The organism is Bradyrhizobium commune (genome assembly GCF_015624505.1).
Lineage (GTDB): Bacteria > Pseudomonadota > Alphaproteobacteria > Rhizobiales > Xanthobacteraceae > Bradyrhizobium > Bradyrhizobium commune.
Genome location: NZ_CP061379.1, coordinates 5,082,952 through 5,105,714 on the forward strand (window position 1 = coordinate 5,082,952; position 22,763 = coordinate 5,105,714).

Here is a 22,763-nt window from a genome sequence, read left to right on the forward strand (position 1 = left end):
CGTCAGCGGCGACGACGACGACGCCCCGGCGCTGTGCCCGCTTCCGGCCCACGATCGCCGCTGGTTTCGTCCGCCTCGCGCTCGATGCGGATCACGGGAAGGATCAGAATCGTTCCCATGTCCGCGCGCGGTGTGACGTCCCCCGACGAGCCCACCCGGCGACCGGCCGGAAATTCGATGATGATCCCCATGTCTGCTCTCTCAATTGCCGCGCGACAAAATGCGCCCCTGCAACATGCGGATCATTAGGATCAGTTTATGGTTAACGGGGTGTAAACGGGGCGTTCGGACCGTAACCGCACGGGCGCGCGCGGGCCGTCCCGTTGCGGCACGACAACAGCTGAAATTGCGCGGCCCGCTTCACATCTCGTTTTCCTTAACGAGGCTTTAAACGAACACCATATAGGCTGAGGCAAGAGTCTTTCCCGAGTTGCGTACGCCTCCATGACCAAGTCGCTGTTTCCCGGATTCGACGGGTTGATGACACTCTCCCGTCGCGAGGGCGTCGATGTTCGTCCGACGCTCTTGCGCGTGCTGACCGACCTCTATGTCCAGTCGGCCGTCCACAGCGAGGACGAGCAGCGGCAATTCGTCGAGCTCGCCACGCGATTGATCGACCAGGTCGACGATGCGACGCGCGCCGCGGTCAAGGCGCGGCTCGCGATCTATCCGCATACGCCGGTCCCGATTCTTCAGAAGCTCGGCCTGGTCGCAGCCCAGGAAGGCCGCAGGATTCCCTTGGCGCGCGAAATCCCCGCTCCTGCGCCGGCCCCTGCGCCTGCCCGCACGCCGACCGAGGCCGAGCTGCGCATGGCCGCCAACATGGCGATGCAGCCAAAGGACGCGGCCGAGATCCACGACATGTTCTTCCGCGCGGGCGCGACCGAGCGCGCGCTGGTCCTGCACAATCTGGCACAGACGCCGCTCAAGGCCGCGCCGCGGATTCCGACCGTGCGCGCCAAGCGCGCCATCCAGATCCTGGAGATGGCGGCGATCGCGGGCGATGTCGAGAACTTCACCTACGAGCTCGGCGACAGCCTGATCCTGCCCTCGCGCGTTGCCGCGCAAATCGTCGACGATGCCGGCGGCGAGGCGCTCGCGGTCGCCGCCCGCGCGCTCGACATGCCGAGCCCCAACTTCCAGCGCATCCTGCTGTTCTTCAAGCCGGAGATCGGCAATTCCGTGGAAATGGTCTACCGGTTGTCGCGACTCTACGACCGCCTCAGCGACCGCTCCGCGCTGGTGATGCTGGCCGCCTGGCGCGGCTCGACGCTCGCCGTCACGCGGGCGAAGTATCAGCCGTCGCTGCATGACAGTGAGCGGCAGCGCGTACGTGCCGGCGCAAGCCAGACGCGACCCGCCGTGCAGCCGGGCTCGAGCCCGGCGGTACGGACAGGCAGCGGCGGATCAGAGCGCTGAAGCTTCCACGTCGTCATTGGGCAGCAGTTACGTCTTCGCCAACTCCAGAAAATGCCGCCCTGCGCGGTCCTCGGTCTCGACGATCCAGGCGTCGGGGTCGAAACGGATTTCCTTGGTCAGGCGCTCCTCGACCGCCGGCTCCGGCATCGGCTGCGGTGCGGCAGGCACGAAGAAGCGATCGACCGGCCGGCCGTCGTCATAAGAGGTCTGCGGCGCCGGCACGTAGAGCATTGCATTGCCGTCGAGCAGCGACACCTTGACGAACACCGCGCCCGCTTCCTCGGCGCCGCGCCGGCGCACCGCGCCGAACACGCCCTCGGTCTGGCAGCGGCGCAAATAGGCCGCGACCCATATGTTTGATTTCAATCGCATCGAGAACACGATAGGCCAGCGCTGCGACCAGCACCAGCCTCGCAAGCGCAACGATTATTCGACGGGATGGCCGATGGCAGCCGCAAGCTCGCGCAGCAGGCGGTCGGAGACCTGGCCGGTGACCGGCATCTTGTGCTCACGCTCGAATTTCTGGATCGCAGATTGGGTCTCGCCGCTCATCGTGCCCGTGACCTTCAGCTGGCCATAGCCATATTCGGACAACGCGCGCTGCACGCCGGAGAGGCGACGCGCCGCGGGGCTCTGCTGCGTCGGGATCGGCGCCGGCGGCCGGGCGACGGCCACGGCCGACGGTGTCGGCGCCGACGTCGTGGCCTTGACCAGATTGGCCATGGGATCGCCCGCGCGCGGCGTCGATGCGGTCGCCTCGACGGCCGGCCCCTTCTCGGCGGGTTTGGGCTCGACGCGAAATTCGGTGGCCTTCGGCTCGAGCGGCGAGGTATCTGCGCCGACGGGCCGCGGCCGTGGCAGGGGATTGGACAGCGGCATCGCCGACGGCGCGGGAAGATTGATCACGGTGCCGAACATCGGCGCCGGATGCCGGCCGGTCTGGAGGAACAGCGCGTTGGCAACGATGGCGCAGACGGCGGCGGCGGCAACGAGGCCGGCCAGCGTGTCCTTGGGACTATGCAGCAGCACGCGCATCACGAGATTGCGCTCGGTCTCGACATCGATGACCGCAGCTTTGGCGCCGCGGCGGCGCGGAGCAGTGTCGTCCTTGGCAGACTTCTTAGGCACTTTTCTTCACCAGAGCAGGTTGATCCTGAACTTCATGACGCAGCACCGGATTGAGCGTCGCGATCTTGCTCTCGGCCGGTTTCGCCTGCGGCGGCGTGTAGACGAGCGGCAGCTTGACGGTGACGGCGGTGCCCTCACTGAGCTTGCTTTGTACCGTCAATTCGCCGAGATGCAACGCCACTAGGCTCTTCACGATCGATAGCCCGAGGCCGGTGCCTTCGTGGCGGCGCTGATAGGTCTTGCCGGCCTGGAAGAACGGCGCACCGATGCGCTTGAGATCGTCGGGCGCGATGCCGACGCCGGTGTCGCTGATGCGCAGCGTCAGCTGCGAGGCGGAGGCTGCCGCCGAGACGGTGACTTGACCGCCGCGCTCGGTGAACTTGACGGCGTTGGCGACGAGGTTGAGCACGATCTGCTTGAACGCGCGCGGGTCGCCGGTCATGACCGGCAGATCCTGCGGCGCATCGGTGATCAAATCGATGCCGTTCTCGCGCGCCTTCAGCGCCAGCAGATTGCAGCAATGCATCAGCGCGGCGCGTGGCGCGAACGGCTCCGACGCAATCTCGAAATTGCCGGACTCCATCTTCGACATGTCGAGGATGCCGTTGACGACCGACAGCAGGTGCTGGCCGGAGGCATTGATCAGCTCGGCATATTCCTTGCGCTGGTGAGCGCCCAGCATCAGGGTCTGCTCCTGCGCGATCATCTCGGAGAAGCCGATGATGGCGTTGAGCGGCGTGCGGAGCTCGTGGCTCATGGTGGCGAGGAAGCGCGTCTTGGCGGCATCGGCCGCTTCCGCGGCGCTACGCGCCTGATCGAGCGCCTGCTCGGACAGCTTGCGATCGGTGACGTCGCGCATCACGGCGACGACTTCGAGCTCGGCCGCCGCGTCGGCGCGTCGCTCCTGCTCGAGCGGACGGCAGCGCATCTCGACCCAGATGAAGTCGATCTGGCCGCGCTCGCTGCCCTCCTGCCGTAGCCGGAACTCGACACTGCGCACATCGCCGCGCGCGGCATCCGACAATGCGGTCAGATAGGCCGGCCGGTCGGCGACATGGACGCGATCGAACAGGCCATGACCGAGCAATTGCGCGACGGGCATGCCGAGCATGGCCTCGGCCGCCTGTGAGATGAACTGCACCGCGCCATTGCGCCGATGCCGCGAAATCACATCGCTCATGTTGCGCGCCAGCAGGCGATAGCGCTCTTCCTCGCGTGACAACAGCGCGACGCCGGTGCGCGCCAGCGATTCGGCACCAAAGGCGAGGCCCGTGGCATAAAGCGTCGCGGACGCAACGCCGAACGCCATCAGCACGCCGCGCTCGGCAGCACTCACATCCGCTTGTGGCAGCCAGCCGAGCTGACTGATGAGGATCAAAGTCCCGGCGCAGGACAATGCGAGCAGCGAGGCAAAGGCCGCGACACGGCGCGAGGCCGACAGCGCGGCTTCCAGGGGAACCACGACCAGCCAGATCGCGGCGAACGATTCGATGCCGCCGGTGCTGCCGGCAATCGCCATGATCAGGCCGGCAAGCGCCAGCGACGACAGCACATGCGCGCCCTCGTAACGGCCGGTGCGCGACAGGAACCAGGACAACAGGATCGGCGCGATCAGCCAGGCGAAGGCTGCGACCTCGATCGCGCTCGGCGCGCCGCGCAGGACGAGATAGACGGGAAATGCGGCAAAGGCGGCCAGGCTTCCGAGAAGCCGCGGCGCCATGAAGGCACGATGGCGCGCTCGCGTCAGCGCATCGTAACGCGCGGAGGGATGCAGCAGCGCATCGAGACAATCGCGGATGATACTCAAAACTGTCACGGGTCTCGCGCTTCGGCTCAATCGTCTCGAGAAGACGCGCCGGAACGCCTCCTTATTGTTGCGCCAACGTGTCAGAGCGACCTTAAACGAGTGCTAAGGCGGATCGGCCTGCCGGCTGACACCGTGTTTTCGTTGAGATTTTTAGGCGATTTGGCGATGTCATCCATGGGGATGGTGAACACAGGGTTTCGCCGTCCCGCTCATGGTTTCGAATTGGTGGACGCGCGGCCCGCAGCACCACGGATGCCCGTATCAATCGAAAATTTACGAGACCGCGATCCGCGACAAATTTTGCGTCAATTTTCCGCGAATTAAGCGGAAGGCAATCACTTGCGATTTATCGAGGATTGCTAGGTCGCTGGCGCCACGCGGAGATCGTCGTGGGCCAGATCTAACATACAGGTTCGAAAAGATGCGCTTTCTGCTCCGCATCACATTCTGGCTCGGGCTGGTGCTCGTGCTCCTGCCGCGGGACAAGACGCCCGAATCGGAGAAGCTGCCGCAAATCGGCGCTGCCGATGCGGTGCAGGCTGCGACCGCGGCCGTCTCCGATGCGAGCCAGTTCTGCAAGCGCCAGCCGGCGGCCTGCGAGGTCGGCGGACAGGCTGCGACGATCATCGGCCAGCGGGCGCAGGATGGCGCGCGCAAGCTCTACCAGATCATCAATGACAAGAAAGAGCAGATCACCAACGGCAAGAACGACAAGATCGACAAGATCGACAAGAAGGCGCCCGACCACACCGGCTCGATCAATGTCGCCGGTGAAGGCGATGCGGCCGCGAGCGAGGCGCCGCGCGACACGCTGTCCCAGGACGATCTCGCGCTGGAATGGCACGGCCCGGAAGCGGCGAATTAGGCCGCAAATCCTATCGATTTCGGCAGCTCCCGTCCCTATATTGGCTTGAACGGGACCAATGGGCCATCATGACGACTATCGACGACATCAGGGACAATTTCGAGCTGCTGGACGATTGGGACGACCGCTACCGGTACGTCATCGAGCTCGGCCGCACCCTGGAACCGCTGCCGGAGGCGGAGCATTCCGCCGAGAACAAGGTGAATGGCTGCGTCAGCCAGGTCTGGCTCCAGAAGCTGATCAATCGCGATGGCGGCGCGCCGATCCTCAGATATCGCGGCGACAGCGACGCGCATATCGTGCGCGGCCTGGTCGCGATCGTGCTCGCGCTCTATTCGGGCCGCACGCCGCAGGAGATTCTTGCAACCGATGCGATCTCGGTGTTCGACGAGTTCGGCTTCCGCGACCACCTGACGCCGCTGCGCTCCAACGGCCTGCGCTCGATGGTCGAGCGCATCAAGACCGATGCGAAAGAGGCGCTGGCGGAGGCGTCGTAAAAATTACTTCCGCTTCCGCTGCTGCTGTCCCAATCCCATCTTCTTTGCGAGTTGCGAGCGCGCCACTGCATAGTTCGGCGCGACCATGGGATAGTCGGCCGGGAGGCCCCATTTCTCGCGATATTGCTCGGGCGTCATGTTGTACTGGGTGCGCAGATGGCGCTTCAGCGATTTGAAGCGCTTGCCGTCTTCCAGACACACCAGATAGTCCGGCGCGATCGACTTCTTCAGCGAGACCGCGGGCTTTGCCGGCTCGAGCGGCGCCTCGACGCGACCCGACGACACCCGCGTCAACGCGCCATGCACCTGGCTGATCAGGTTCGGAATCTCGGCGGCCGGCGTCGGGTTGTTGCTGAGATAGGCCGAGACGATGTCCGCCGTCAGCTCGATGAAATTCTTGGCCCCGGCATCCGACATGGGCTCGACCTTTCTGCAATTTGATTCCGTCGCGCTTCATTGGGCGGCGGCGAAGTATTTCCTGTCAACAATACGTTTGGCCGAAATGCGACGACTGATGAATATGAGCCGATTACTGGTGAGTAGCAAGAAAAGCGGCACTTTACTTGAGCCCGGCGCTCAGGACCTCTGGTCGAGATGGGCGCGCAGCTCGTCGATCGAGGCAAAGCGCATCATGCCCTCAGGCATCTGCGCCTCGATCGAGCCGTCGGAATAGAGCGAATAGGCCATGCCGTCGACGACGCCGGATTTGAGCACCGTCACCGGCGGCTCAACCGCAGGAGGCGGCGGGGCCAGCGGCAGCTCAGGTGCGGGCTGCGGTGCGGCGGGCTCGAAGGTCGACGGCGTGCGTGGCGACGGCGGTGGACGACGCGCCGCGACCGGCTCCGGCGCCCGGGCGCGATCGGGCTTCGGCCAGGCATCGTCGAAGCTCGCGGGTGGAACTTCCGGCGCGGCGGGCGCCGCGAGCTCGGCAGATTCTTGTGGGGGCGCCCCTTCGGTGGTCTTCGCCTCGGCGCGCTCGCGCTCTTTGCGCGAGGTCGAGGCGAACAACAGGTTGCGCCGGCGCGGAGCTTCGGGAGCTGCGGGTTCAGGCGGTTCCGGCTCAGCCGGAGGCTCAACACGCGGGCGCTCGCGCGCGGCTGCTTCGCCCTGCCATGGTGGCGCGGCCGGCGGCGGCGCGGCCGGCATCGCCGGAGCGGGCACAGGCTCGAGCGCAGGCGCGCCAGGCGCCGCGCGACCCGGCAGCACGGGCCTGACTCGAACCTCGGACGGTGCAGCTGATCCGGCCAGCCGGCGGGCAATGGCTTGCAGCTCCAGCACCACGGCGTAGAGGCCGACCAGTAACATTCCGGAGCAGACGCCGATCGTGCCGGAGATTATGAGGGTGCTGCCGAGGCTGAAATCCCTGATCGAATAGCCAAAAGCGACCGCAAGGAGGCCCGCCACCACGGCGAAAATCCCTGCAATCAACAATGCTACGCTCATCGAACTCACCCCCGGCCGCGCATCCATGCGCGGCACCTGTTACGCCACGATACCGTCATACTGCGTTCCTCGCCAACGACCAATTGCCGGCGCCGTTCCTAAAGGGAAGGATATCAGGGACTTATTCACATTCCCTTCAGCATCGACCCGCTAGCTCTTATGGTCTGCCGGTTTTCGGGATTTGCTGCGCCGCATCAGGAATTTAGCCATAATGCCCAATTACTTGGTAATGGAACTGCGCTATAGGGAATCCGGGGAACAGGCCCGCGCGCACCAGCAGGGCCGAGAGGGGCTTCCGGGTCACCAATAGCCATGACATCCATCACGACCTCGGCGATCGACACGCCTCTCGGGCGCTCGGTCGAACGCACCTGCGACGACCTCGCCATGCTGGTGCTGGCAGCCGTCGCCGTCATCGCCGGCCTGACCTTCCGCGACTACGGGCTCGGCTGGGACGACTACACCCACGCCGAATATGCCGATCTGTTGCTGCGCATGTACGGCTCCGGCTTCAGGGACACCGCGGCGCTCTCCTTCGCCAACCTCTATATGTATGGCGGCGGCTTCGACATGGTCGCAGCCCTCCTGCACAAGATCCTTCCGCTCGAGCTGTTCGAGACGCGACGCCTGGTCGGCGCGATCGTCGGTGTGATCGGGCTTGCCGTGACATGGCGGCTCGGCCGCCGCGTCGGCGGACCGCTTGCCGGCCTCGCTACGCTGCTGCTGCTCGCGCTCTGCCCGATCTTCTACGGCCACATGTTCATGAACCCGAAGGATGCGCCCTTCGCGGTGGCGATGATCATCCTGATGCTCGGCCTGGTGCGGCTTGCAGAGGAATATCCAAAACCCTCGCCGCGTACGATCCTGATCGTCGGCTTAGGTGCCGGCCTCTCGATCGGCTGCCGCATCCTCGGCGGGCTCGCGCTGGTCTATGCCATGGCCGGCTTCGCCCCGCTGTTCCTGGAGGAGCTGCGCACCGAGGGCGCGCACGAAGCAGCCCGCCGCTTCGCTCATGTCGTCTATGTGCTGCTTCCCGGCCTCGTGTTCGGCTACCTGGTGATGGGGCTGATCTGGCCGTGGTCGATCATGGAGCCCGGCAATCCCTTCGAGGCTTTGACCTACTTTTCGCACTTCTTCGAGAAGCCCTGGAAGGAGATGTTCGACGGCGCGATCGTGTCCGTGCCTGATATGCCCTGGTCGTATCTGCCGACGCTGTTCGCGCTTCAGCTGCCCGAGGTGATGCTGGTGCTGATGACCGGCGCCGTGTTCAGCACCTTCGCCATGCTGCCGCGCCGCGAGGTTCCGGCGCGCCGCAAGACCATCCTTTTGATGCTGACGCTGGCTGCGACCCTGCCGCTGGCGATCGCGATGGTGAAGCGGCCTGCGCTCTACAACGGTATCCGCCATTTCGTCTTCGTCATCCCGCCGATGGCGGTGCTCGGCGGCGTTGCGTTTGCCTGGACCATGGAACGCCTGCGCGCCAATCACCGCGCCTGGCAGCCGGTCGTGCTCGCGACCTTCTGCTTTGGCCTCGCGCTGCCGCTCGCCGAGATGATCCGGCTGCATCCCTATCAATACACCCATTTCAACCACATCGCCGGCACCGTGCGCGCCGCCGACGACCGCTTCATGCTGGACTATTGGGGCCTCGCGCTGAAGCAGGCCTCTGACGAGCTGCGCGAGCAGCTGATCGAGCGCCAGGAAGTGCCGCCGCGCAATCGCAAATGGAAGGTCGCGGTATGCGGCCCGCAGCGCCCGGCGCAGGTCGCGCTCGGGCCCGACTTCACCATCGGCTGGGATTCCAATGCCGCCGATTTCGCCATGACGCTCGGCGAGTTCTACTGCAAGGGCCTGCCCGCGCCGGTGATGCTCGAGATCAAGCGCGACGACGTGGTGTTCGCCCGTGTCTACGACATCCGCGGCCGCAGCATTTCCAGCCTGCTGTCGATCCCGGCACCGTAGTATTTTTCTCTCGGCTGTAGCCGGATGGAGCAAAGCGAAATCCGGGACCTTTGATGTGGCCCCCACATTACGCTTTCGCTCCATGCGGGCTACGCTTGGCTGCTGCGATTCGACCGCCTTGCCGCCGGCCTCAGCCGAGACTAGGCTGCCTCCCCGCAACAACGAGGTTCGGAGAGATTTGCCATGTCACCAGCGGAAGCGCGCCTGAAGGAAGTGCCGTCGAACATGACGGAGGCGGAGTGGCAACAGCGGGTCAATCTCGCCGCCTGCTATCGCCTGGTCGCGCTGTACGGCTGGGACGATCTGGTCGACACCCACATCTCCGCGCGCGTGCCGGGGCCCGAGCATCACTTCCTCATCAATCCTTACGGGCTGATGTTCGACGAGATCACGGCGTCGAGCCTGGTCAAGGTCGACCTCCACGGCAACCAGCTCACCGAGAGCGAGTACAGCATCAACCCGGCTGGCTTCACCATCCATTCGGCGATCCACGAGGTGCGCGAGGACGCGATCTGCGTGCTGCATCTCCACACCCTCGACGGCACCGCGGTGTCGAGCGCAGCCGAGGGACTGTTGCCGCTGAACCAGACCGCGCAGCTCGTCACCCACGATCTCGCCTATCACGACTATGAGGGCATCGCGCTCGACCACGACGAGCGGCCGCGGCTCCAGAACGACCTCGGCGACCACAACCACATGCTGCTGCGTAACCACGGCACGCTGACGGTCGGCCGCTCGGTCGCCTCCGCCTTCGAGCGCATGTACCACCTCGAGCGCGCCTGCTCGATGCAGGTGCGCACCCGCGCGCTCGGCACGCCGATCTATCCGGTCGAGGAGATCGCGATCGAGAAGAACACCGAGCTGCTCGCCAACCGCGACCGCGCCGAGCTGCGCGCGACCAACCTGGTCTGGCCGCCCTTGCTGCGCAAGCTCGACCGCGAGCTCCCGGGCTACCGGTCTTGAGATTAGTGGAATTTCGTGTAAGGTGGTTGCTAACACCCTCTACACGTTTTGGAATGAAACGCCGCCCAATTCCGGGCGGCGTTTTTGTTTTGACGCTTCGTAGCGTGGGTTAGCGAAGCGCAACCCACCATGGTTCCGCGACTGTGGGACGAAGTTGGTGGGTTACGCTTCGCTAACCCACCCTACGGCACCGGTACCTACTTCACCTCGGCCAATGCCGCGAGGATCCTTGCCCAGGAGCGGATGCCCTTCTGGAAGCTGCGGAGGTCGTATTTCTCGTTCGGCGAATGGATGTTGTCGTCATCGAGGCCGAAGCCGACGAGCAGCGAGTCCAGTCCGAGTGTGCGCTTGAAGTCGGCGACGATCGGGATCGAGGCGCCCGAGCCCATCAGCACGGTCTCCTTGCCCCATTCGTCGGTCAGCGCCTGCTTGGCGGCGGCGAGCGGCTTCATGTTCCAGTCGAGCGCGATGGCGGGCCCGGCGGAATGGTCGCCGAATTCGACCTTGCAGTCTCCGGGGATGCGCGCCGACACGTAATCACGGAAGGCTTTTCGGATCCTGGCGGGGTCCTGGCCTTCGACCAGCCGGAACGAGACCTTGGCCGACGCGATCGACGGAATCACCGTCTTGGAGCCTTCGCCGATATAACCGCCCCAGATGCCGTTGACGTCACAGGTCGGACGCGTGGAAGCTTGCTCGATCAGGAGCCGCCCCTTCTCGCCCGCCGGGATCGACAGGCCGATCGGCTTGAGGAAAGTCTCGGGCGTGAAATCGAGTTTCTTCCACTGCGCCAGGACGTCCGGCGGGGTATCCTTCACACCGTCGTAGAAGCCGGGGATGGTGATGTGGTTGTCATCGTCGAACAGGCCGCCGAGGATCTTGGTCAGCACCCGGATCGGGTTCATCGCGCTGCCGCCGAACACGCCGGAATGCAGATCGCGATTGGCGGCCGTGATCTTCACCTCTTCATAAAGCAGGCCGCGCAGCGACGTCGTGATCGCCGGCGTGTTGCGGTCCCACATGCCGGTGTCGCAGACCAGCACGTAGTCGGCCTTGAACTCGTCCTTGTTGGCCTCGATGAAGGGCACGAAATTCTTCGAGCCGACTTCCTCCTCACCTTCGATCAGGAAGGTGATGTCGATCGGCAGCGAGCCCGTGACCTTCTTCCAGGCGCGGCAGGCCTCGACGAAGGTCATCACCTGGCCCTTGTCGTCCTCGGCGCCGCGCGCGACGATGATCTTGCGTCCGTCGGCATGGTCGGTCACGACGGGCTCGAACGGCGGACGGTGCCAGAGGTCGAGCGGATCGACCGGCTGCACGTCGTAATGGCCGTAGAAGATCACGTGCGGCCGGCCGCCCGCCTTGGTCTTGCCGACGATGGCGGGATGACCGGCGGTCGGCCTCACCTCGGTGGCGACGCCGAGGCTTGCGATATCCTTGGCAAGATGCTCGGCGGCCGCCTTGCAATCCTTGGCGAAGGCCGGATCTGCAGAAATCGACTTGATCCGCAACAGCGCAAACAGACGCTCCAGGCTGTTGTCGAACTCCGTGTCGATGTGGTCGAGCACGGATTGAAGCTGCGCGTTGGCCATGGTCGTATTCCCCGACTTTTGAATCTCAAGACGGCTTAAGTTGAAGACGGTTTGGGTTTTAGCCCTGTCGCGGCCTCAGAGCCAGCCGCAACCGGCGGATGCCGGATGTGCCATGCGAGCGCGACGCCAAGGACCGCCGTGGCCATGAGGTTGTTGCCCCAGGCCTGGATGACGTTGGGAAACAGCTGCAACGACAGCACCATAAGGATGCCGGCGAGGCCGAGCGCAAGCCAGGTTCCCAGCCGAACATTGGCCCGTGCATCGAAGGCGGCACGATGCATCAGCACCGTGATCGGGAAGAACAGCCACATGAAGTAGTATTGCCGCGCCAGCGGCGAGGCCACCGTCATCAGGCAGAACAGGATGCCGAGCTCCTCCGCGTCAGATCGCGGCGTTCGCCGCCGCTGTGGCGGCATGACGGCGAGAAAGCCGAGCCCGAGCAAGGCCGAGACCGCGAGCACGATCCAGTTCGCCGTCTTGTAGTCGACGTCGATGATGTTCATCGTGCGCGGCGGCTTGCCGGGATCTTCCTGATTGTAGTTGATCGGCCGCACCAGCCGATGGGTCACGGCAATGATGGACTGGTTGACCCATGACCAGTTCTGCTCGTCACGCTGACCAAAGCCCTTTTCCGAGCTCGAGCCGACCATGCCTTGATACCAGGTCTTGAGCTCGGCCGCGTTGCGCTCGAAGCCGCGGATCGGGGCCGGCACGACATAGAGAAGGATGCCGATGAAAGCGACCATGCTGACGACGGCCGCCCATTGCCGGCGCCAGATCAGATAGGGCAGCACCGCGATCGGATAGACCTTGATGGCAGTGGCGAGCGCGAACATGAAACCTCCGAGCCAGGACCGCTGGTGCTGGAGGCTCCAGAAGCCGTAGAGCATCATCGCCAGCAGGACGAGGTTCGGCTGGCCGAGATCGAACATGTCGAACACGAAGGTCACGGTGACGATCACCGGCAGCGCTTCCAGCCAGGGGCCGGGCTTGCGATCCGATCCGGTCATGGCATTGGAGAGATTGCCGGTGGACCACCATACCACCGCGTTCAGGACCGACAGCATGGCGTAGAGCGGGATCTTGCCGAACCAGCTCGGGATGGCCAGCAGGATCGCCGGCAGCGGCGGGTAGATGAATTCGAACTGGTGATTGACGTCGCTGGGATAGAGCGGGCCGCCGTGCAGCACCTGCTGCCCGGCCCAGTACCACAGCGCATAGTCCTTGGTCTTGCCGTTGTGGCCAAAGATCTCCGGACCGAGGACATCGGCGGTGAGGATGACGCAGCAGAGCAGGAAGAGCAGATCGAGTGGCGCACGCAGCGACAAGGTTCTGAGCGCGCCGGGTTTGTCGGATGAGTTCGATGAGGTCACATGATGTCCAGTCGGAAACAGATAGCACGTAGCAGACCGACCGGCGCTTGGAGAGCCCCCTCACCCGAATTATTACCTGGCAAAAATGCCGCCGATCCGCGCAACCGGAGCGGACCGGCAGCCCGCAGTCCGGTCGTTCTGTCTACCTTCGTAGCAATCCGCCGAGCGCGCCGCGGACCAGGGTGCGGCCGATCGAGCCACCGAGCTGGCCGGCGACCGACTTGCCGATATTGGCGGCCATTCCCCCGACCACCTGATTGGTCACCGATCGCGTCACGTCGCGCGCGATGACCTGGCCCGTCGACAAGCGACCGCGCTTGACGTTGGTGCCGAAGATGGTGCCGACGATCGAGCCGATCTGCCCGAGGATGCCGCCACCGCCTCCGCCTGCCGAGCCATCCGCCGGCGCTGCGGTGCCGGCGATGCGCTTCTGGATGATCTCATAGGCGGACTCGGAATCGATCGCGGTGTCGTATTTGCCCTTCACCGGACTTGCATCCATAATCGCCTTGCGCTCCTCGGGCGTGATCGGCCCGATGCGGGCCGATGGCGGGCGGATCATCACCCGCTCGACCATGGCCGGCGTGCCGTTGCCTTCGAGGAAGGACACCAGCGCCTCGCCCTTGCCGAGCTCCATGATCACCTTGGCGGTGTCGAGCTTGGGGTTGGGACGGAAGGTCTGGGCGGCAGCGACGACCGCCTTCTGGTCGCGGGGCGTGAAGGCGCGCAACGCATGCTGGACCCGGTTGCCCATCTGCCCGAGCACGCGGTCGGGCACGTCGATCGGGTTCTGGGTGACGAAATAGACGCCGACACCCTTGGAGCGGATCAGGCGGACCACCTGCTCGATCTTGTCCATCAGCGCCTTCGGCGCGTCGTTGAACAACAGATGCGCCTCGTCGAAGAAGAACACCAGTTTCGGCTTGGGCAGATCGCCGGCCTCGGGCAGCTCCTCGAACAGCTCTGACAACATCCACAACAGGAATGTCGCGTAAAGCCGTGGGCTCTGCATCAGCTTGTCGGCAACGAGGATGTTGACCATGCCGCGGCCGTCGCGGTCGGTCCGCATGAAATCCTTCAAGGTCAGCGCCGGCTCGCCGAAGAATTTGTCGCCGCCCTGGTTCTCCAGCACCAGAAGCTGGCGCTGGATGGTGCCGACGGTCGCCTTGGTGACGTTGCCGAACCCCTGCGCCTCCTTCTTGATATCGGCCAGCGGATTGTCCTCGGCGTCGGCGCCCTTCTTGCCGGCATCCGGCACGATGGCATCGAGCAGCGCCCGCAGATCCTTCATGTCGATCAGCGCGAGGCCGTTGTCATCGGCGACGCGGAAGGCCACGTTGAGCACGCCCTCCTGTACGTCGTTGAGATCGAGCATGCGCGCCAGCAGCAGCGGCCCCATCTCGGTGACGGTGGCCCGCACCGGATGCCCCTGCTCGCCGAACACATCCCAAAACACCGTCGAGAACTGGTCGGGCTGGAAGGTCAGCCCCATCTCGGTGGCGCGCTTGACAATAAAGTCCTTGGCCTCCCCGACCTCGGAGATGCCGGAGAGGTCGCCCTTGATGTCGGCGGCGAACACCGGAACACCGGCGCGCGCAAAACCTTCCGCCATCACCTGCAGCGATACCGTCTTGCCTGTTCCGGTCGCACCGGTGACGAGACCGTGGCGGTTGGCAAGCGCCAGCGTCAACCAGGCCTGCTCGTCTCCCTTGCCGACGAAGATCTTGTCGTCGGTATCGCCGAGCTTGTTGTCCTGCGCCGTCATCGCTCTCTCTACTCTGTCTGTCTATCTTGTCGGTTTGTTTCGCATACCTGAAACACGAACGCGCCAGTTCCGTAGTTTAACGCATGTCGCGCGTCGATTGAAACCGTTCAAGACGCCACGGACATGCGACATTGTCGGAGAATGGACGCTCGACATGCGCCGAAAGTCGGAGCGGAGCATTCGCACCGCGGCAATTTCTCATTGATTTCATCTTCGCTCTTGCATCGTTGCAACACTTTTCGCGCGTTCGAGAATGAATCGGAACGTTGCCTGCGTTCATCGCTTGTATTTCACATCACACCGGCTCAAGATCGTTTTTCGAATACTCCGGCATACAAACCGGCTGAGGGGCGGGCCTTATGGACGAGCTGATCGGACGGCTGGCGACAAACGCCAGCATAGATGGTGCTGTGGCTGAAAAGACCGTCGGCATCATCCTGGGTTTCCTCCGCAGCGAAGGCCCTCCCGACAGCGTTCAGGCCCTGATCGACCAGATCCCCGGTGCAGATGCAGCAATCGAGGTCTCGAACAGCGGCGGCGGACTGTCGCGGCTGATGGGTGGCGGCCTGATGGCCGTCGGCACGCGCCTGATGAGCCTTGGACTTGGCATGTCCGAAATTCAAGATGTCGCCCGTGAACTTTTCCGCTTTGGCCGAGACAAAATCGGAGCGGATCAGATGGGCAAGATCATCGCAGGGACGCCGGGCCTCAGCCAGTTCGCCTGAGCGACGCATTTTCATACCGAGTATCATGACATATCCGATCTCCGAGATTGAGGGCCTGCCGGCCTTTGCCGCCAACAAGCTGAAGGCGCACGGTATCCGCACCACCGACGCGTTGCTGGAAGCCGCTAGCACCGCCAAGGGCCGCAAGACGCTCTCCGCCAAGACCGGCATCAGCGAGCAGCAATTGCTGGAATGGGCCAACGTCTCCGACTACATGCGCATTCCCGGCATGGGCCGGGCCAAGGTCGGCCTGGTCCGCGCCGCCGGCGTGACCACCGTGCGCGAGCTCGCCTATCGAAATCCGGCGAGGCTGGCACAGAGCATGCGCGAGGCCAACGAGCGCAAGAAGCTCGTCCGCATCCTGCCTTCCGAGAAGTCGGTCGGCGACATCATCGCCAAGGCCAGGAAGCTGCCGCCGAAGATCACGTATTAGGAGACGCACTCTCGGTGTCGTCCCGGCGAAGGCCGGGACCCATAACCACAGGGAGTGGTTTGCCGAGGATCATCATTCGGTACTCCGACTTTCTGCGACCGATAGATTCCGCGGTATGGGTCCCGGCCTTCGCCGGGACGACGTTGGAGAGGCATTGGTGCAACTGCCCAACATCGTCATTGTCGCAATGCCCATCCCGTCTTGACTCCCCCTCCCCGACCGCGCAATGCCAAGCGCATGAATGGCTCGCCCTCTCCATCCGTCCCGCCGGCCGGCTCGGCCGGGCCGGACCTGCTGCGGACATTGCTGGAACGGCCGCTTCCGGCGGTGATGGGGGTGCTCAACGTCACCCCGGACTCCTTCTCGGACGGCGGCGCGTTCATCGCGCCGGACCAGGCACTGGTGCACGCGCGGGCGATGATTGCTGATGGCGTCGACATCATCGATATCGGTGCGGAATCGACCCGGCCCTACAAGGGCGCCAGGCCGGTCACCGCCGACGACGAGCTCGCGCGGCTGAAGCCGGTGCTGGCAGGCGTCGTCGCGCTCGGCGTGCCCGTGTCGATCGACAGCATGAAGGCCGAGGTCGTGGCCTTTGCGCTCGACCAGGGCGTGGCCATTGCCAACGACGTCTGGGGCCTGCAACGCGATGCCGCGATGGCGCCGCTGGTCGCGGCGAGAGGCGTGCCCGTCATCGTCATGCACAACCGCGACGGCGTCGATCCCGCCATCGACATCATCGCGGACATGAAGGCGTTCTTTCAGCGCTCGCTCGAGATCGCCGCAAAGGCCGGCATCGCACGCGATAAAATCGTGCTCGATCCCGGCATCGGCTTCGGCAAGACCGCCGAACAGAGCATGACCGCGCTGGCGCGACTGCGCGAGCTCGACATGTTCGGCCTGCCAATCCTCGTTGGCGCCTCGCGAAAACGCTTCATCGCCTCGGTGTCGCCGTCGGAGCCGAAAGAACGGCTGGCCGGCTCGCTCGCCGCGCATTTGATCGCCGTGCAGCACGGCGCAAAGATCATCCGGACCCATGACGTCGCCGAGACCTTGCAGGCCCTGCGGGTCGCCAACGCAATCGAGAGCAAGCCAGAGAGCAAGCCATGACCGATACGATCTTCGTGACCGGCCTGTCGATCCATGCCCGCCATGGCGTGATGGATCACGAGACCGAAGTCGGCCAGCGTTTCGTCATCGATCTCGAGCTCTACACCGACCTGTCGGAACCGTCGCGAAGCGACCGGCTCGCCGATACGGTATCCTATGCCGAGGTCGTGGCGACCACGACGGCGGCCTTCAAGAACACCAACTACAAGCTTTTGGAGCGCGCGGCCGGCGCGGTCGCCGATGCCATCCTGTCGCACTTCCCGCGCATCCGCGCCGTGAAGATCACGGTGCACAAGCCGCATGCGCCGATCGCAGCGATCTTCGACGACGTCGGCATCATGCTGACCCGCTCGCGGCACCCCTGATATGGCAAGCGTGCTGATCGCACTCGGCGGCAATGTCGGCGATGTCCGCACGACATTCGGCAAGGCGATCGCGCATGTCTGCGGCATGGCGCAGGCCGCACTGGTCGCGCGCTCGTCGGACTATGCGACGCCGCCCTGGGGCGACGAGGACCAGGCGCCCTTCATCAATGCCTGCATCGAGATCGAGACCAGCCTCGATCCGCATGCACTGTTGTTCGTGATGCAGAAGGTCGAGCAGAAGTTTGGCCGCACGCGGGACAAGGAGCGGCGCTGGGGGCCGCGTACGCTCGACCTCGACATGATCGCCTATGACAATGTCAGCATGGAAAAGCCGGACCTGACCCTGCCGCATCCGCGCCTGTTCGAGCGCGCCTTCGTGCTGGTGCCGCTGGCCGAGATCGCGCCCGATCGCTTAATATCAGGCCTTCGCGTCCGTGACGGGCTCGCCAGCGTCTCAATGCAAGGCATTGAGCGGCTTCCGGATACCGGTTAACCAAAAACGACCGTTTGCAGGGACGGTCCGCCGTGGCAAATTCGCCTGCGCATAACAAGATGTTCGGGAGCCCCTCGCCGCATGACCTCAGTGACTGACGATCTGCCGCTGGCGGCCGATTTTCCCAAGGCGACGGACGCGGACTGGCGCAAGCTGGTCGACGGTGTGCTGAAAGGCGCGCCGTTCGAGAAGCTGACCGGCAAGACCTATGACGGTGTGAGGATCGAGCCGCTCTATCCGCGTGCCAAGAGCGCTGCGCCGGTGGTGGGACGGCCTGCGGCCGCGCCGTGGCAAATCATGCAGCGGATCGATCATCCGGATGCAGCCGCCGCGAATGCGCAGGCGCTGGTCGATCTCGAGAATGGTGCGACGGGGCTGTCGCTGATATTCGCCGGTGGCAACGGCGCGCATGGCTTCGGCCTGGAACCTTCGGCCGATGCAGTCGCAAAGGTGCTGAAGGACATTCATCTCGATGCCGGCATCGGCATCGAGCTCCAGGTCGGTCCGCAATCGCGGATGGCTGCGATCCATGTCGCGGAATATGTGAAGAGCAAGGGCCTTGATCCCGCCGCCTGCGACATCCGGTTCGGGCTCGATCCGCTCGCGGCCTGTGCGGTGTGGGGACATAGCCCCTACAGCTGGGAGGAGATCGTTCCCGCCGTCACGAGCGGGATCAAGGGACTTGCCACGCTCGGCTTCAAGGGGCCGTTTGCCTCCGCCGACGGACGCGTGATCCACGATGCCGGTGGCTCCGAGGTGCAGGAGCTTGCCTTCGTGCTCGCCTGCGGCGTCGCGTATTTGCGCGCGATCGAGAGCGCCGGCGTTCCGCTGGAGCAGGCGCGGGGCATGGTCTATGCGCGGCTCTCCGCGGATGCAGACCAGTTCCTGACCATGGCGAAGTTTCGCGCGCTGCGGCTGCTCTGGGCGCGCATCGAGACCGCGAGCGGGCTGACGCCGAAGCCGCTGTTCATCGCCGCCGATACCGCCTGGCGCATGCTGACGCAGCGCGACCCCTATGTGAACATGCTGCGCGCGACCATGGCGACGTTCGCGGCGGGGCTCGCCGGCGCCAACGCGGTCACCGTGCTGCCGCATACGCTGGCGCTCGGTCTGCCCGATCCCTTTGCGCGGCGCGTGGCGCGCAACACGCAAGCCCTGCTGCTGGAAGAGAGCAACCTCGCCAAGGTCTCGGATCCCGCGGCGGGCTCCGGCGGCATCGAGACGCTGACCGCGCAGCTGTGCGGGGCGGCCTGGACGCTATTCCAGGAGAGCGAGACAGCCGGCGGCGCCTTCGCCGCGCTCCAGCAGGGCCTGTTCCAGAGCAAGGTCGCGGCCGCGCGAAAGGCGCGCGACGCCAACATCGCCAAGCGCCGCGACGTGCTGACCGGCGCCAGCGAGTTTCCGAACCTGCATGAGAGTGCGGCGTCGGTGCTCACGGCTGTGCCGATCGCGCTCGCCTCGTATGGCGAGGCCAAATACAAATTCGATGCGCTCACCCCGATCCGGCTGGCGCAACCGTTCGAGACGCTACGCGACAAATCCGATGCAGTGTTGAAGGCGCGCGGCGCGCGGCCAAAGGTGTTTTTGGCCAATCTCGGCACGCCCGCCGATTTCACTGCGCGCGCAACCTTTGCAAAGAGCTTCTTCGAGACCGGCGGCATCGAGGCCGTCGACAGCGAGGGTTTTGCCGATCCAGCCAGGCTGGCCGCCGCCTTCAAGACCTCCGGCGCGGAACTCGCCTGCCTCTGCTCCAGCGACAAGGTCTATGCCGCTACTGCTGAAGCGGCCGCGCAGGCCCTGCAAAGTGCCGGGGCGCGACATATCTATCTGGCAGGCCGCCCGGCCGAGGCCGAGGCGGCCCTCCGTGCAGCCGGCGTCACGGGCTTTGTCTTCGCCGGGAGCGATGCGCTTGCAACCTTGCAGGACGCCTACCTGCGGATGGAGCAGACATGACCGAGGCCAGCAAACCCGTTCTCACCGGCGGCTGCCAATGCGGCGCGGTGCGCTTTGCGATTTCGGCAGCACCGAACAAGGTGTCGATCTGCCACTGCCGGATGTGCCAGAAGGCGAGCGGCGCGCCGTTCGCTTCCTTCGCCGAGATCGAGAAGGGTGACTTCGCCTGGACCAAGGGCGCGCCATCGGCGTTCCAATCCTCGTCGATCGCGATGCGCGACTTTTGTGTCGCCTGCGGCACGCCGCTGAGCTTCCGCCGCATCGACGGCCCGCGCATCGAGATCATGACCGGCGCCTTCGACCGCCCGGACCGGCTGGTGCCAACGCGCCAGTACGGAACCGAGTCACGCCTCGGCTGGGTGGTCGGCGTCGCCAATCTGCCGAGCCAGACCACGCAGCAGAATTACGGGCCGGACAAGATGGCGACCATCGTCAGTCATCAGCATCCGGATCATGATTGAGGGTCGACGCATCGAGACTGCGACTATGGTAGGCTATTGAGATGCTGCGGGTGCTGGGAAAAATAGTGCTGGGCTTGATCGACTGGAAGGCGAATGTCGGAAACCTGTTCGCGCAGGCGCTGTGGGGCGGCACTGGTGCGATAACTAAAAACCGGTCGGATGATCCCGCATACAAGAAGAATTTGCAGCGGCTGATCGAGCATCACCGCAGGTTTGAGGAATCCAAGGAATGAGCCGCATTCCCAATTTCGCCGATGTCGCCTTTGAGCGGACCGCGACCGCCGCGCCAGCCGGCAGCGCGGAGCCGTGGCTGACGCCCGAAGGCATTCTGGTGAAGCCCGCCTATGGCGAGGCCGATCTGGCCGGGCTCGATTTCCTCGAGACCTATCCGGGCATCGCGCCCTATCTGCGCGGTCCCTACCTGACCATGTATGTCAACCAGCCCTGGACAGTGCGGCAATATGCCGGCTTCTCCACGGCGGAGGATTCCAACGCGTTCTACCGCCGCAACCTCGCGGCTGGGCAGAAGGGCCTCTCGGTCGCCTTCGACCTCGCCACCCATCGCGGCTATGACAGTGATCATCCGCGCGTCGGCGGCGATGTCGGCATGGCCGGTGTGGCCATCGATTCCATCTACGACATGCGAACGCTGTTTGCGGGCATCCCGCTCGACCAGATGAGCGTGTCCATGACCATGAACGGCGCGGTGCTGCCGATCCTCGCGCTTTATGTTGCGGCTGCGGGCGAACAGGGCGTGGCGCCGGAGAAGCTGTCAGGCACCATTCAGAACGACATTCTGAAAGAGTTCATGGTGCGCAACACCTACATCTATCCGCCCGCGCCCTCGATGCGGATCATCTCGGACATCTTCGCGTTCACCTCGCAAAAGATGCCGAAATACAATTCGATTTCCATTTCCGGCTACCACATGCAGGAGGCCGGCGCGACGCAGGACCTCGAGCTTGCCTATACGCTCGCCGACGGCGTCGAATATCTCCGTGCCGGCCTTGCCGCAGGCCTCGACGTCGACCGCTTCGCGCCGCGGCTGTCGTTCTTCTGGGCGATCGGAATGAACTTCTTCATGGAAGTCGCCAAGCTGCGCGCTGCGCGCCTCTTGTGGGCGAAGTTGCTGAAGCCTTTCAACCCGAAGGACCCGCGCTCGCTCTCGCTGCGCACGCATTCCCAGACCTCGGGCTGGTCGCTGACTGCGCAGGACGTCTTCAACAACGTGATGCGCACCACGGTCGAGGCGATGGCGGCGACCCAAGGCCACACCCAGTCGCTGCACACCAACGCGCTCGACGAGGCCCTGGCGCTGCCGACCGATTTCTCGGCGCGCATCGCCCGCAACACCCAGCTGTTCCTCCAGCAGGAGAGTGGCACCACCCGCATCATCGATCCCTGGGGCGGCTCCTATTATGTCGAGCGGCTCACGCGCGACCTCGCCGCAAAGGCCTGGAGCCACATCCAGGAAGTCGAGGAGCTCGGCGGCATGGCCAAGGCGATCGAGGCCGGCGTGCCAAAACTGCGGATCGAGGAGGCCTCGGCCATGACGCAGGCCCGGATCGATGCCGGCAAGCAGGCGGTGATCGGCGTCAACAAGTACAAGCCGACCGACGAGGCACCGATCGACATCCTGAAGGTCGACAACACCAATGTCCGCCGGCTCCAGATCGACAAGCTGACGCGGCTGAAATCGGAGCGCAGCCAGAAGGACGTCGATGCCGCGCTCGCCGCGCTGACGCGCTCGGCCGGAGAAGGCAACGGCAATCTGCTCGCACTCGCCATCGATGCGGCGCGGGCCAAGGCCACCGTCGGCGAAATCTCTGACGCAATGGAGAAAGTGTTCGGCCGCCATCGCGCCGAAATAAAATCCATCACCGGCGTCTACAAGCGGGAGGCGTCCAGCATGGGCAACCGGGTCGAAAAGGTTCAGGCGCTGATCGACGCCTTCGAGGAGGCGGAAGGCCGCCGCCCGCGCATCCTGGTCGCCAAGATCGGCCAGGACGGCCATGACCGTGGCCAGAAGGTGATCGCGTCGGCGTTTGCCGATATCGGCTTCGACGTCGACATCGGGCCGCTGTTTGCGACCGCCGATGAGGCCGCCCGGCAGGCGGTCGAGAACGACGTCCATATCCTCGGCGTCTCCTCGCTCGCCGCCGCCCACCTCACCGCGGTGCCGGAATTGAAGGCCGCGCTGAAGAAGCAGGGCCGCGAGGACATCATGATCATCGTCGGCGGCGTGGTGCCGCCGCAGGATTACGACGCGCTCTACGCGGCCGGCGCCGAAGCCATCTTCCCGCCCGGCACGGTGATTGCGGACGCGGCCGAGGAGCTGATCCGCAAGCTGAACGCCCGGCTCGGGCATAGCGAGGCGGCGGAGTAATTCCGTCGCAGCCGGGCCCCCTG

The 22,763-nt window shown here is 64.8% G+C and carries 23 protein-coding genes; 14 read left to right on the top strand and 9 right to left on the bottom strand.

Features of this window, described 5'->3' with window-relative positions; all coding sequences use genetic code 11:
* Window positions 1-2 precede the first annotated feature (2 nt).
* The gene (locus IC761_RS24050) at window positions 3-191 is read right to left on the bottom strand and encodes a hypothetical protein (RefSeq protein WP_195799107.1); all 189 of its coding nucleotides are present in this window, start codon (window positions 189-191) and stop codon (window positions 3-5) included.
* Between the two features lie 253 nt (window positions 192-444).
* Between IC761_RS24050 and IC761_RS24055 the strand changes: the two genes are divergently transcribed.
* Window positions 445-1,419 carry a DUF2336 domain-containing protein gene (locus tag IC761_RS24055; protein ID WP_195799109.1) on the top strand — a complete coding sequence of 325 codons (975 nt, stop codon included), beginning with the start codon at window positions 445-447 and terminating at the stop codon, window positions 1,417-1,419.
* A gap of 27 nt (window positions 1,420-1,446) precedes the next feature.
* Here the strand turns inward: IC761_RS24055 and IC761_RS24060 are convergent, their stop codons facing one another.
* The 3 genes from IC761_RS24060 to IC761_RS24070 are packed head-to-tail and all read right to left on the bottom strand — an operon-like array spanning window position 1,447 to window position 4,363.
* A complete protein-coding gene (locus IC761_RS24060) occupies window positions 1,447-1,791 on the bottom strand; it encodes a DUF1491 family protein (RefSeq protein ID WP_195799110.1) in 345 nt (114 codons plus the stop codon).
* A gap of 54 nt (window positions 1,792-1,845) precedes the next feature.
* Window positions 1,846-2,547, bottom strand: a complete 702-nt coding sequence (locus tag IC761_RS24065; RefSeq protein WP_195799112.1) for a peptidoglycan-binding domain-containing protein — start codon at window positions 2,545-2,547, stop codon at window positions 1,846-1,848.
* Entirely contained in the window at window positions 2,540-4,363 is a 1,824-nt protein-coding gene (locus tag IC761_RS24070) for a PAS domain-containing sensor histidine kinase (protein WP_195799113.1), read from the bottom strand. The genes IC761_RS24065 and IC761_RS24070 overlap by 8 nt, the downstream gene beginning before the upstream one ends.
* Before the next feature lie 412 nt (window positions 4,364-4,775).
* On the opposite strand from IC761_RS24070, the gene IC761_RS24075 reads away from it, so the two are divergent.
* Together IC761_RS24075 and IC761_RS24080 are read left to right on the top strand one after the other, a co-directional pair.
* Complete coding sequence (locus IC761_RS24075) at window positions 4,776-5,219, top strand: DUF5330 domain-containing protein (RefSeq protein ID WP_195799114.1); 444 nt, start codon at window positions 4,776-4,778, stop codon at window positions 5,217-5,219.
* A gap of 68 nt (window positions 5,220-5,287) precedes the next feature.
* Window positions 5,288-5,716 (top strand): SufE family protein, encoded by a 429-nt coding sequence (locus IC761_RS24080; RefSeq protein WP_195799115.1) that lies wholly within the window; start codon window positions 5,288-5,290, stop codon window positions 5,714-5,716.
* Window positions 5,717-5,719: 3 nt separating this feature from the next.
* On the opposite strand, the gene IC761_RS24085 is transcribed toward IC761_RS24080, so the two are convergent.
* Both IC761_RS24085 and IC761_RS24090 read right to left on the bottom strand, forming a co-directional pair.
* Window positions 5,720-6,133 (bottom strand): Ros/MucR family transcriptional regulator, encoded by a 414-nt coding sequence (locus tag IC761_RS24085; RefSeq protein WP_195799116.1) that lies wholly within the window; start codon window positions 6,131-6,133, stop codon window positions 5,720-5,722.
* A gap of 159 nt (window positions 6,134-6,292) precedes the next feature.
* Window positions 6,293-7,159 carry a DUF308 domain-containing protein gene (locus IC761_RS24090; protein WP_195799117.1) on the bottom strand — a complete coding sequence of 289 codons (867 nt, stop codon included), beginning with the start codon at window positions 7,157-7,159 and terminating at the stop codon, window positions 6,293-6,295.
* Window positions 7,160-7,471: 312 nt separating this feature from the next.
* Here IC761_RS24090 and IC761_RS24095 point away from each other — a divergent pair, with 312 nt between their 5' ends.
* On the top strand, window positions 7,472-9,121 hold the full coding sequence (locus tag IC761_RS24095; protein WP_195799118.1) for a glycosyltransferase family 39 protein: 1,650 nt from the start codon (window positions 7,472-7,474) through the stop codon (window positions 9,119-9,121).
* Between the two features lie 183 nt (window positions 9,122-9,304).
* Window positions 9,305-10,084: a class II aldolase/adducin family protein gene (locus IC761_RS24100; RefSeq protein WP_195799119.1), complete on the top strand. Its 780-nt coding sequence runs from the start codon at window positions 9,305-9,307 to the stop codon at window positions 10,082-10,084.
* A gap of 197 nt (window positions 10,085-10,281) precedes the next feature.
* On the opposite strand, the gene IC761_RS24105 is transcribed toward IC761_RS24100, so the two are convergent.
* The 3 genes from IC761_RS24105 to IC761_RS24115 form a co-directional block, all read right to left on the bottom strand.
* On the bottom strand, window positions 10,282-11,676 hold the full coding sequence (locus tag IC761_RS24105) for a M20/M25/M40 family metallo-hydrolase (RefSeq protein WP_195799120.1): 1,395 nt from the start codon (window positions 11,674-11,676) through the stop codon (window positions 10,282-10,284).
* 35 nt (window positions 11,677-11,711) lie between these two features.
* Entirely contained in the window at window positions 11,712-13,049 is a 1,338-nt protein-coding gene (locus tag IC761_RS24110) for a glycosyltransferase family 87 protein (RefSeq protein WP_195799121.1), read from the bottom strand.
* 142 nt (window positions 13,050-13,191) lie between these two features.
* Complete coding sequence (locus IC761_RS24115) at window positions 13,192-14,814, bottom strand: helicase HerA-like domain-containing protein (protein ID WP_195799123.1); 1,623 nt, start codon at window positions 14,812-14,814, stop codon at window positions 13,192-13,194.
* A gap of 359 nt (window positions 14,815-15,173) precedes the next feature.
* On the opposite strand from IC761_RS24115, the gene IC761_RS24120 reads away from it, so the two are divergent.
* The 9 genes from IC761_RS24120 (at window position 15,174) to scpA (ending at window position 22,740) form a co-directional block, all read left to right on the top strand.
* Window positions 15,174-15,539: a DUF2267 domain-containing protein gene (locus tag IC761_RS24120; protein WP_195799124.1), complete on the top strand. Its 366-nt coding sequence runs from the start codon at window positions 15,174-15,176 to the stop codon at window positions 15,537-15,539.
* A gap of 25 nt (window positions 15,540-15,564) precedes the next feature.
* Window positions 15,565-15,972 (top strand): DUF4332 domain-containing protein, encoded by a 408-nt coding sequence (locus IC761_RS24125; protein WP_195799125.1) that lies wholly within the window; start codon window positions 15,565-15,567, stop codon window positions 15,970-15,972.
* Window positions 15,973-16,209: 237 nt separating this feature from the next.
* Window positions 16,210-17,082 carry a dihydropteroate synthase gene (gene folP / locus IC761_RS24130; protein ID WP_195799126.1) on the top strand — a complete coding sequence of 291 codons (873 nt, stop codon included), beginning with the start codon at window positions 16,210-16,212 and terminating at the stop codon, window positions 17,080-17,082.
* The gene (folB, locus tag IC761_RS24135) at window positions 17,079-17,447 is read left to right on the top strand and encodes a dihydroneopterin aldolase (RefSeq protein ID WP_008553485.1); all 369 of its coding nucleotides are present in this window, start codon (window positions 17,079-17,081) and stop codon (window positions 17,445-17,447) included. The genes folP and folB overlap by 4 nt, the downstream gene beginning before the upstream one ends.
* Before the next feature lies 1 nt (window position 17,448).
* Window positions 17,449-17,940: a 2-amino-4-hydroxy-6-hydroxymethyldihydropteridine diphosphokinase gene (gene folK / locus IC761_RS24140; RefSeq protein WP_195799128.1), complete on the top strand. Its 492-nt coding sequence runs from the start codon at window positions 17,449-17,451 to the stop codon at window positions 17,938-17,940.
* Window positions 17,941-18,021: 81 nt separating this feature from the next.
* On the top strand, window positions 18,022-19,893 hold the full coding sequence (locus tag IC761_RS24145) for a methylmalonyl-CoA mutase subunit beta (RefSeq protein ID WP_195799130.1): 1,872 nt from the start codon (window positions 18,022-18,024) through the stop codon (window positions 19,891-19,893).
* Complete coding sequence (locus IC761_RS24150) at window positions 19,890-20,354, top strand: GFA family protein (protein ID WP_195799131.1); 465 nt, start codon at window positions 19,890-19,892, stop codon at window positions 20,352-20,354. The genes IC761_RS24145 and IC761_RS24150 overlap by 4 nt, the downstream gene beginning before the upstream one ends.
* Before the next feature lie 41 nt (window positions 20,355-20,395).
* Window positions 20,396-20,587 carry a hypothetical protein gene (locus tag IC761_RS24155; protein ID WP_195799132.1) on the top strand — a complete coding sequence of 64 codons (192 nt, stop codon included), beginning with the start codon at window positions 20,396-20,398 and terminating at the stop codon, window positions 20,585-20,587.
* Window positions 20,584-22,740 carry a methylmalonyl-CoA mutase gene (scpA, locus tag IC761_RS24160; protein ID WP_195799133.1) on the top strand — a complete coding sequence of 719 codons (2,157 nt, stop codon included), beginning with the start codon at window positions 20,584-20,586 and terminating at the stop codon, window positions 22,738-22,740. Before IC761_RS24155 ends, scpA begins: the two co-directional genes overlap by 4 nt.
* Window positions 22,741-22,763: the final 23 nt, after the last annotated feature.

What these genes read in the sequence shown, in the direction of transcription:
- IC761_RS24050 (WP_195799107.1), bottom strand. Translation starts at nt 191, where the DNA reads ATGGGGATCATCATCGAATTTCCGGCCGGTCGCCGGGTGGGCTCGTCG.
- IC761_RS24060 (WP_195799110.1), bottom strand. Translation starts at nt 1,791, where the DNA reads ATGCGATTGAAATCAAACATATGGGTCGCGGCCTATTTGCGCCGCTGC.
- folB (WP_008553485.1), top strand. Translation starts at nt 17,079, where the DNA reads ATGACCGATACGATCTTCGTGACCGGCCTGTCGATCCATGCCCGCCAT.
- IC761_RS24095 (WP_195799118.1), top strand. Translation starts at nt 7,472, where the DNA reads ATGACATCCATCACGACCTCGGCGATCGACACGCCTCTCGGGCGCTCG.
- IC761_RS24145 (WP_195799130.1), top strand. Translation starts at nt 18,022, where the DNA reads ATGACCTCAGTGACTGACGATCTGCCGCTGGCGGCCGATTTTCCCAAG.
- IC761_RS24075 (WP_195799114.1), top strand. Translation starts at nt 4,776, where the DNA reads ATGCGCTTTCTGCTCCGCATCACATTCTGGCTCGGGCTGGTGCTCGTG.
- IC761_RS24120 (WP_195799124.1), top strand. Translation starts at nt 15,174, where the DNA reads ATGGACGAGCTGATCGGACGGCTGGCGACAAACGCCAGCATAGATGGT.
- IC761_RS24105 (WP_195799120.1), bottom strand. Translation starts at nt 11,676, where the DNA reads ATGGCCAACGCGCAGCTTCAATCCGTGCTCGACCACATCGACACGGAG.
- scpA (WP_195799133.1), top strand. Translation starts at nt 20,584, where the DNA reads ATGAGCCGCATTCCCAATTTCGCCGATGTCGCCTTTGAGCGGACCGCG.
- IC761_RS24100 (WP_195799119.1), top strand. Translation starts at nt 9,305, where the DNA reads ATGTCACCAGCGGAAGCGCGCCTGAAGGAAGTGCCGTCGAACATGACG.
- IC761_RS24125 (WP_195799125.1), top strand. Translation starts at nt 15,565, where the DNA reads ATGACATATCCGATCTCCGAGATTGAGGGCCTGCCGGCCTTTGCCGCC.
- IC761_RS24090 (WP_195799117.1), bottom strand. Translation starts at nt 7,159, where the DNA reads ATGAGCGTAGCATTGTTGATTGCAGGGATTTTCGCCGTGGTGGCGGGC.
- folK (WP_195799128.1), top strand. Translation starts at nt 17,449, where the DNA reads ATGGCAAGCGTGCTGATCGCACTCGGCGGCAATGTCGGCGATGTCCGC.
- folP (WP_195799126.1), top strand. Translation starts at nt 16,210, where the DNA reads ATGAATGGCTCGCCCTCTCCATCCGTCCCGCCGGCCGGCTCGGCCGGG.
- IC761_RS24055 (WP_195799109.1), top strand. Translation starts at nt 445, where the DNA reads ATGACCAAGTCGCTGTTTCCCGGATTCGACGGGTTGATGACACTCTCC.
- IC761_RS24150 (WP_195799131.1), top strand. Translation starts at nt 19,890, where the DNA reads ATGACCGAGGCCAGCAAACCCGTTCTCACCGGCGGCTGCCAATGCGGC.
- IC761_RS24155 (WP_195799132.1), top strand. Translation starts at nt 20,396, where the DNA reads ATGCTGCGGGTGCTGGGAAAAATAGTGCTGGGCTTGATCGACTGGAAG.
- IC761_RS24080 (WP_195799115.1), top strand. Translation starts at nt 5,288, where the DNA reads ATGACGACTATCGACGACATCAGGGACAATTTCGAGCTGCTGGACGAT.
- IC761_RS24085 (WP_195799116.1), bottom strand. Translation starts at nt 6,133, where the DNA reads ATGTCGGATGCCGGGGCCAAGAATTTCATCGAGCTGACGGCGGACATC.
- IC761_RS24115 (WP_195799123.1), bottom strand. Translation starts at nt 14,814, where the DNA reads ATGACGGCGCAGGACAACAAGCTCGGCGATACCGACGACAAGATCTTC.